Annotated in this window: 7 protein-coding genes; 6 read left to right on the forward strand and 1 reads right to left on the reverse strand. The window is 36.8% G+C overall.

The features are described from left to right. The 6 genes from ON09_RS20365 to ON09_RS20390 form a co-directional block, all read left to right on the forward strand. A partial coding sequence (locus ON09_RS20365; RefSeq protein ID WP_010602917.1) for a DUF4221 family protein occupies positions 1-768 on the forward strand: 768 nt, incomplete at its 5' end. A gap of 1 nt (position 769) precedes the next feature. Continuing rightward, positions 770-1,195, forward strand: a complete 426-nt coding sequence (locus ON09_RS20370) for a hypothetical protein (protein ID WP_010602918.1) — start codon at positions 770-772, stop codon at positions 1,193-1,195. 2 nt (positions 1,196-1,197) lie between these two features. Beyond that, positions 1,198-2,112 (forward strand): GLPGLI family protein, encoded by a 915-nt coding sequence (locus ON09_RS20375; RefSeq protein WP_010602919.1) that lies wholly within the window; start codon positions 1,198-1,200, stop codon positions 2,110-2,112. A gap of 56 nt (positions 2,113-2,168) precedes the next feature. Beyond that, complete coding sequence (locus ON09_RS20380) at positions 2,169-2,351, forward strand: hypothetical protein (RefSeq protein ID WP_157259031.1); 183 nt, start codon at positions 2,169-2,171, stop codon at positions 2,349-2,351. 26 nt (positions 2,352-2,377) lie between these two features. Continuing rightward, positions 2,378-5,029 carry a carboxypeptidase-like regulatory domain-containing protein gene (locus ON09_RS20385; RefSeq protein WP_157259032.1) on the forward strand — a complete coding sequence of 884 codons (2,652 nt, stop codon included), beginning with the start codon at positions 2,378-2,380 and terminating at the stop codon, positions 5,027-5,029. Between the two features lie 733 nt (positions 5,030-5,762). Continuing rightward, positions 5,763-6,062, forward strand: coding sequence for a response regulator (locus tag ON09_RS20390; protein WP_010602922.1), 300 nt, complete (start codon positions 5,763-5,765; stop codon positions 6,060-6,062). A gap of 1,803 nt (positions 6,063-7,865) precedes the next feature. Here the strand turns inward: ON09_RS20390 and ON09_RS20395 are convergent. Further along, positions 7,866-8,754, reverse strand: an 889-nt coding sequence (locus tag ON09_RS20395) for a hypothetical protein (protein WP_010602923.1), incomplete at its 5' end; no start/stop codon positions are given.

Consider the following 8,754-nt stretch of genomic DNA (forward strand, 5'->3'; position numbering starts at 1 on the left):
ACGTACACACTACTCATCGACAAAAATGGCAAACTATTAAAGAAGATTGCCGAACCTGGGGTTGGTAGAAAGGTTGGTGCTGATATGATTGCATGCAATTCTAGTTTTTGCCCCATCTCATTTTACGGAGACATGGTTCTGACAACAGGATATATAATATTTCTACCCAAAAAGAAATACCAAATAGACAATTACAAAAAGTGGGGTGTACTGCGGGCCATTGACATGGACCAAAAGACAACCTATTACGGTGTCATTCCAAAAAGCTCCATAAATTCTTTTTATGGAGGGCTTAATAGCTTCTCAAGTACGGAAAACAATGGAAAAATAGTTGTGGCGCCAATGTTTTCCAATGAGATCCAAATGATAGATGTAGCCAAAAAGAAAACGAAAATGTTCGTTGCTCCAACCAAATACGACAAATTGATAAAGCCAATTGGAAACCTGAAGGATTATCAATCTTTCACCCTTGGGCAAGCCAACAAACATTTCACTTCCAACTATGCCTTGATTGGTCTTGTTTATGATAAGTACAGGGATGTTTATTATCGTTTCGTGCGGCATCCTGGAAATTCAATTCCCATGAGATGTTCGATTGCCGTCATGGATAATACCTTTCGGACGTTGTTTTATTATGATATACCCTACGACTACAGCCCCGGACGATATTTTGTTGATAAGGATGGACTTTTAATCGCGAATAACAACAAATATCTTAAAGATAACAGCAAATTAATTTTCGATCGATTTACACTAATAAAGAACTAAAATGATAAGATATATAATTCTATTCTGCTTACTGGTGGTGATTGGATGCAATTCACAGGAAAAGAAGCATGAGGTGAACATCAAAAAAGAAAACTTCGAGTCGGTAATGAAAGCGCACAACATTAATCCCAAGGATTATAAAAATATAATTGTTATCCCTGGGTCTGGCTGCACAGGCTGTATCAGTGAAGCGGAAACATATTTTACGCAGCATGCAAGAGACAAAGAAAACCTGTTTGTTTTTACCGCAATTGGTGATGTTAAAATACTAAAAATGAAATTCAAAGATGATAATGTTTTTGGTGATAATGTATTCATTGACGAACGGAATGAGCTCGTTGATAATGGATTTGATTCCATATATCCCAGCAGTATTATTATCAACCCAGACCAGGAATTGTTGGAAGTCTCAGTTTTCTCAAAGTAAATATGAAAATAATATCAACAATAACGCTATTTACAAGTTGCCTTTGCCTGCAGATAAAGGCATTATCCCAGACTCCGCATCCTGTAGTGGCGAGGGCCATATATGAATACATTCACGTTTTGGATACTAATAACAGATCCAATACCTTCAAGGAAGAGATGCTGCTGGCTATAGGTCAAAATGCTTCGGTATTCACCAGTCTTGCGAAAATCTATCAAACCAGGAGCATGGAAAAGCAGAAAGAGGAGGCAACAAAAAATTATTCGGGTAGTGACTTTCCAGTTGTTAGATATAAAGCGGGGAGATACACAACTCCTACGGAGGTCTATCGATTTAATACACAGAAGAAAGTATATGTTAAGGAATTCCTTATCAGGGATTATCTCTATGAAGAACCTGAGATTGCTCAGACCTGGACGCTGAGCAACGACACAACTAGTTTTCACGGAATCCGGTGCCAGAAGGCAAGTGCAAAGTTCAAAGGGCGGAACTGGGAGGTTTGGTTTGCTCCGGATATTCCCTTTCAGACAGGACCTTGGTTACTAGCAGGTCTACCAGGGCTTATTATAGAAGCCAGGGATTCAAGAAATGAAGTCTTTTATCATTTGAAAGGATTTGAGAAAGCCATTCACTCAAATGTATCGCAGGAAAATCTGTCCAAAAACAAACTTGTTGACTTCACCGTTTCGCAGACCATACAGCTGCCAGAAGAGCGAACGCAGCTAAACGCGGTCAAAGTCGTCAGAGCTTCTAAGGAGGAAGTTGCGAAGCTAAAACAGGCTATGATGGCTAACAGGTCCTTATTCAGAAAGACACAGGTTGAGGCTTCTGAGGGCATTATTTACAACGTTGAGGCAAGCGCAGCCCTTGCACTGATGCCTGTAATAAACAATCCTATTGAAATTGTGAGAAAATAAACCCTAAAACTAACATTATGAAAAATCTAAAATTCATTATCGGAACCCTAATAATTATGGTACTAGGTATTTATTCATTGAAACTATCTGCCCAGAGCGGGGGATGGACCTGTGTCGCAGGAGACAAGGGCATTTGCACAACTTCTGGTGATGGGGGCTACAGATGCGTGAGGGTTAATCCAGATTATTTAGGCGACTGTGATGCCGTTTATTATGGAGAGGTGGAATTAAGCAAATAATGATTGGGAGATTAGCCATTAAATTTTTGTTAGCAATTATTATATCAACATATTTTCCAGTTCATGCGCAGGCACAAGCCATTACCGTATCTGGGCTAATCAAGCTGAAAGATGGTAGTGTGCTTCCAAGCGCCAGTGTGAGGTTGAAGGACGCTGCAGGAAACATTCTCAGCTTTACTTCAACCGATGATAAGGGTGGCTATTCTCTCAGAATACCATCTTCAACAGCTCTGGAAAAACTATACATAGAGGTTAACTATTTAGGATTAAAAAAGTCAACAGTCAACCTACAGCCTTCGAGATTAGAATACAATTTTGTAATGGAGAGTGCGGCAATAGAACTTGCCGATATAAAAATTAAAAGTAAGCCAATCCTGAATGCCAAAGGAGATACCTTAAGCTATAATGTGCGGTCATTTAGCCAGGAAAACGATAGAAGTATCGGGGATGTGCTAAAGCGTATGCCTGGGATTGAGGTGGAAGAAAATGGACGGATTAAGTACAATGGAAGAAATATTTCCAATATGTATATTGGTGGGGACGATTTGCTGGATGGAAAATATGCATTGGGGACCAGAACCATCCCACTAGATGTTATTCAAAGTGTGGATGTGATGCAAAACCATCAGCCTATCAAAGTGATTCAGAATAGAGTTCAAAGTGATGATGTCGCTTTGAATCTGGTCATAAAGGATGAGGCAAATCTTTCCCTGTCCGGTCAGGCAATGCTTGGTGGCGGGCTTCCCCAGCAATATGATGCAGCGCTCAATACAATCCTTTTTAATAAAAAATTCAAGATGTTAAATGTTCTTCAAGCCAACGATATCGGTCTTGATTACCGGAGAGATTTACAAAATCTAGGTACGAACGGATTTTTGGCTGGATTGGATAGTGACAAATCAAATCCCTTAATTTCTTCAGGCACCGTTCAGGAGCCAGATTTGCCCCAAAAAAGGTATTATCTGAATAATTCTTTAATGGTTAATGCAAATAATCTCCGCAATTATAGTAATGGACTTCAGTTGAAGTCGAATTTGAATTTTTTGCTCGACAGAAATCGTTTTAGCTACAGTAGCTTTTCTGACTATACCCTTTCTGATAGCATTGTCCGCTATACAGAAAATCAGTCCGCTGTGCAAAGGCCTATTTTCTTCGGCGGAACGATCAAGGCGATGCTGAATAAAGATAAATACTTTCTGAATAATGACTTAAAAATAAACCTGGGCAGGGAGGCTACCTCGGCAAACATGTCCTTAAATGGCTTGAATTTCGATCAAAAGCTCAAGACTAATATTAGGGACTTTTCCAACGATTTCCGATATTCTCCGCTGCTGAAGTCCGGCAATGTCTTGGATATCTCCTGGAGGGTCAATTTTTTTGACAATCCTCAATATTTTCAAATTGATAAGGGATTAAACCCTCTGATTTTAAATAATGATAACCCATATATGTCGTTGTCAGAAAATATAACAAGCCCGCTGTTTTCGGTGAATGGTTCGGTTAGTTACAGATTGATATCAAGAACGCTACGGCAAAACTATAAAATAAGTGCAATTACCGAAACCCATCGACTAAACTCACGAATCCTCTTAACTCCAATTACTGGGGAGGAATATCCGTATGCAGGAGATTCAGGAAACAATATTATATGGAAGGAAAAGAAGTTTTCCGCATTTGCAGGCTATGAATGGAAAAAAGAAAGACTTGAGGTGACGTTTAATTTTCCACTCTCTTACCAAATTTATAATTTCAGCCAGCAACTTCAAGAAATGAGAAAAAATTTTTTGGTGATTGCTCCGGCTGCGAAAATTAAAATTCGGACCTCTGCTGAAGATTTTCTCCAACTGAATGGGAACTTTAATAGGGATTTTGGAGATATTTCTAGTATTTATCGTGGTGCTATTCTTACTTCTTACAGAACCCTGCAATCTAATTCAGGCGAACTTAAGGATGAGGAATTTACCGGAGCGAGTATTTTCTATAATTTTCAAAGGTCTCTTTCTATGTTTTTCATGAATGGGGGTATTAACTATAATCGCATATCTTCTAACACGATTTCAACGATATTATTGGACAACAGCATCGAACGATCATTGCTGGTGCCTTTTGATAATAATATTGATTCTTGGACCGTAAAGGCAGGGATAAGCAAGTATCTTTTTTTTATCAATACTACTGCTTCCCTGAAGATGTCATGGTCTTTAAATCAGTATAAACAGTTTTATAATAATGAGCCTGCTGATTTCAACAATGAAGAAAAATTTATAAATCTTGGACTTGAGAGCAAAATCTTGAAAAGAATAAATTTATCCTATAATGGATCTGGACGGTTTGGAAAATCATATAGTGCCTCTGAAAACAGTGTTAGCAACACAGTCAACAGATTCGATCAAAATCTATCCGTATCCGGTACATTATTTAAAAAAATAAACTTAAGCGCTAAGGGTAGGCAGATCACAACAAAAAGGTCAGGTTTCGCGGACATTTCATATCTCTTCACCGACTTAAGCTTAAAATGGAAGTTGACAAAGCTGAAGGCTGATTTAGATGTGGAAATAAATAACTTGTCTGACATTAAAAATTATCAACTGATTCAAATTGAGAATAATCGCCTTTCATATGGCAATTATCAGCTAAGGGGAATAAATGGACTTCTTCGTGCTACTTTTTTTCTTTGAGTTTTACTGTGCTTTTCGGATTCTATTTGTTCTAAATCAATGAATAAAGTTTTGAACGACAAGTAATTCCAGGATAAGACGAATTAAGAAAGTGATACTTACGTTTGGAAATTAATTCATTTATTCAGTCGCAACAAATAATTAAATTTGATATTTAGCAGCAATTATCGAGTAATACTTTTGACGATTTATACCTATAGTCACCATTGAAGATTAGCGGGATTGAATCTATCGACGGGTGAACATTAGTAAGTTTCTGACGCGCGAAAATCATCATTGCAAAAATGACATAGATTTTTTTAACATGATTACAGAATAATGGATACTGCTTTAATGAATGTTTCAAGAATAATTGGGCTTTAGCAGAAAATCCTCGAGGCTCAAATTACATGTCTTCATAGATAGATTTTGATGTGATGTGATTGAACCGATAACTAGGACATAATTATATTTTCTATAAATAACCTGCAGGAAAAGCCTCGGATAAATGTCTAAAAACAGAAGTTTTTGCTTATCGTCACCGATCTCTCAAAATAACTATATGGTATTGATATAACATTTGCGAGAGTGAAGTTAGGGTGGGAAAATCCCACGTAATCATTGACTTTTGTTAAACATGTGTATTGCTTTTCTATAAAGTATGGTAAATGTAGAGTCCAGTACCAAGGCTCATATTTGATTTTATATTTAATAGCCGTATTTTGTTTTTGAAACCTTTTCGAAAATTAATGATATGATACCAAAAAGTAAAATAACTATTGCTTATGCAGAGGATCAGCGATGGTTCCGGGAGCCGACAATTGAAATGCTTACAGAATGTGGTTTTGACGTTGTTGCGGATTTCGATGATGGCGTGAAACTTTTGGGGTTCTTAGAAAATACCTTAATATTTCCAGATTTGATACTCACCGATTTGGAAATGCCGGAAATGAACGGCATTACATTAACTAAAGAAATTTTAAAAAAAATGGCCGGACTCGAAGGTGCTCATTTTAACTTCGGAAGTAGACACATTCTATGTGGAAGAAGCTAAAAAAGTTGGTGCCTTAGCTTTTTTGCATAAGATTATTGACTATAAAAACATAGAGAGTGCTTTGACGGATATATATCGGGAGGGTAGGACAGAAATTGGCGAATTGCAAAAATGAACAATATCCTTCGATAACAGTTGGGATTAGCTGGCTTTACCAAAAAACACCTCTTACTATTAAAAATCTAAATGTCGCTAATCTAGCCTTGTAGATCAAATTAGCATGTTTATTTAGCACTAAATTGGTAATTTCAAATTACAAAACTTCAAGCTCTACTAATTCCTATTCAGGTATACTTTATTAAGTTTATACCTTCAAAAACTTAACGTAAATATTTAAACACGGCAAAGGAAAACAACGACTTTGCGATCGATTTATAGGGGATAAATTTTTTGCCTCAACTGGTGAGTATAGACATACAGCTAAAGGAAAAGTGAACATTATACATCAATTTGGTCATTCGTTGAGACAGTATCTTTACCAACTATAAGATTTTATGCTATAAAACCTTTTCTATCGTTGTTTCAAATAATAGATTAATTTTAAAATAGCTTGCAAACATTTGGATTAACTTTCCCGTTTTCATCAAAGATTTATATGCACTTTAAACAATAAGCATGTGTTATTTCTAATTACAAATTGGTATTTCATAAATTGATTCAAAGAAATAGTACTTCACATACTGAGGTGCCTGAAAGTTTTAATAATTTATTACACCACTGTTCAAAAGTCTAAAGGTGTGATATCTAGGTCGAAAAAGTGACTGAAAAAGTGTAAAATGGATATCATTAAAAGCCTGGGCTTCTCTCAGCATGCCTTTGAGAAATGAACCTTTCACTCATGTATATACCTTAATCGTCATGTAAGCTCAGTAATCGGTTATTCAAAATTTCTATTTTCAAGTCCAGCTATCCTTTTAAGATATTAAGCGTTTTACCTATCTTAAGTGTTTTTTCAGCTGACGGGTAAACTGCTGAAATTAACATGATGGCATTCGAAATAAATAAATTTAAAAGCAGGGAAGAGCAACTCTCCCCTGCTAACTCATAAATTGACAGAACTTTTCAAATGTTAAATCTGAGTTGCTAGCGAACAGGGTTTTATTTCCTTTATAATGATAAATTGATAAGTAAGTTGAACCAAATAAATGAAAAACAGATGCAATGTTTTACCTGCTACTATTGCCTTTCGATATGAGACCAAAATTAATTGGATTTATTTTATTCTGAATATTCATACTGTTGCCCCGCAACTGCTTTTTCAATATACAAGGAATAAGTACAATTTCTGCCTCCAGACTTTTTTAAGTTTTCCTCCTAATAACTTCCCGGATATTGAGTTAAGCTTTTTGTGAAAGTCTAGCTGAAGTTTCGGGTTGCATTGTCGTCCCTTGCGGCAGGGTCTCAGAAGACAAAGCGAATTCGATTTTCCGGCGGTATTGCGAAAAGTGATTCAAAGTATACGTCTCTAATGTTCATTGATTGGTTATTTTAGCTTTTGCATTTTGATGGAGTTTTATAAGTTCGCTGACTGAGCAACTATCAATTGGATCCAATGTATAATGTCGAAGCGTATATCCTAATGGATCTATCAGTTCCAGCCGTTCGACTTATTCAATTGACCATTCACAAATGTATATAGTTGATTCCGCCTCAAATCAAAATCCCCATACAGATCTCATGCTTAGACTCATCCAAGTGTAAATATCAAAACACTTTTTGCTTTTTGGCTTCTTGTTTTTTGCTATATTCTCAAGGATTGTAACCAATTTAAACCTAATGGACAGAGACAACTATTAAATGCATTTATCCCTGCGACATATTAAGTGTCAAGGTTGTAGAAAACTCCAGTCCGGTAGTAGTAACTGCCTTGACTGTAAACTTATAAGCCCCAGCTGTAAGTGATGTATTTTTGGTGACTGTGATTGATCCTGTCTTTTCGTTGATGCTAAAAACGCCAGTTGGGGCTGTAAAAGATTTGCCATCCTTCTCAATGGAAACTATACTAAAAGTGGATTTGTATTTCTCTGGGAAAAGTGTAGGTACTGCAGATACGTAACCATTGGACAGGGCAATATGTATATTATTAAAAAGTAGAGTGAGGTCAAGATCTGAATAGTAGGTTCCATAGAAAAACTTTATTTGTGGAATAAAGAACACCCTAAAGGATCGGGTTGCGACAGTAAACCCATCTTTTTTTAACACCGGAATAACATCATAAGACTTTTCGGTTTTTTTGGCCGGATCACCTGCACCAGTCATGAAGCGTAGCTGGCTATTAACTACAGAGACATCTGTGCCAATTGTGCTCTTGTTTTCAATATCCCAGTTTATATCCTGCATAATATTCCCTGAGGCTTCAAGATCGAAGTTTGCGGCATCACCATAAAGGATGTAAGCAAATGGAATAGCAGCCTGGTTATCGAGTCCTTTGATATTCAACTTTGCAGGGGTAATCTTAAAGTCAATCGTTTGCCTTCCCTGAAAACCTGCGGATTTGGAGTTCGCGATGACATCAACCTTATAACTTGAAGGAATTTTGCTTCCGTTGAGTGATGATATAGCATCATTAGGATAAAGGGCAGCGGATTGTATTTTTATTTTTCCACTAGTCTTATCAAACGACAACGCTCTTTTTAGTTTGTCGTGAAGGCTTCCTGAATTGCCAAGCTGTATATTTGGCACCTGACTGAAC

The sequence above is a fragment of the Pedobacter agri PB92 genome, from assembly GCF_000258495.1.
GTDB lineage: Bacteria > Bacteroidota > Bacteroidia > Sphingobacteriales > Sphingobacteriaceae > Pedobacter > Pedobacter agri.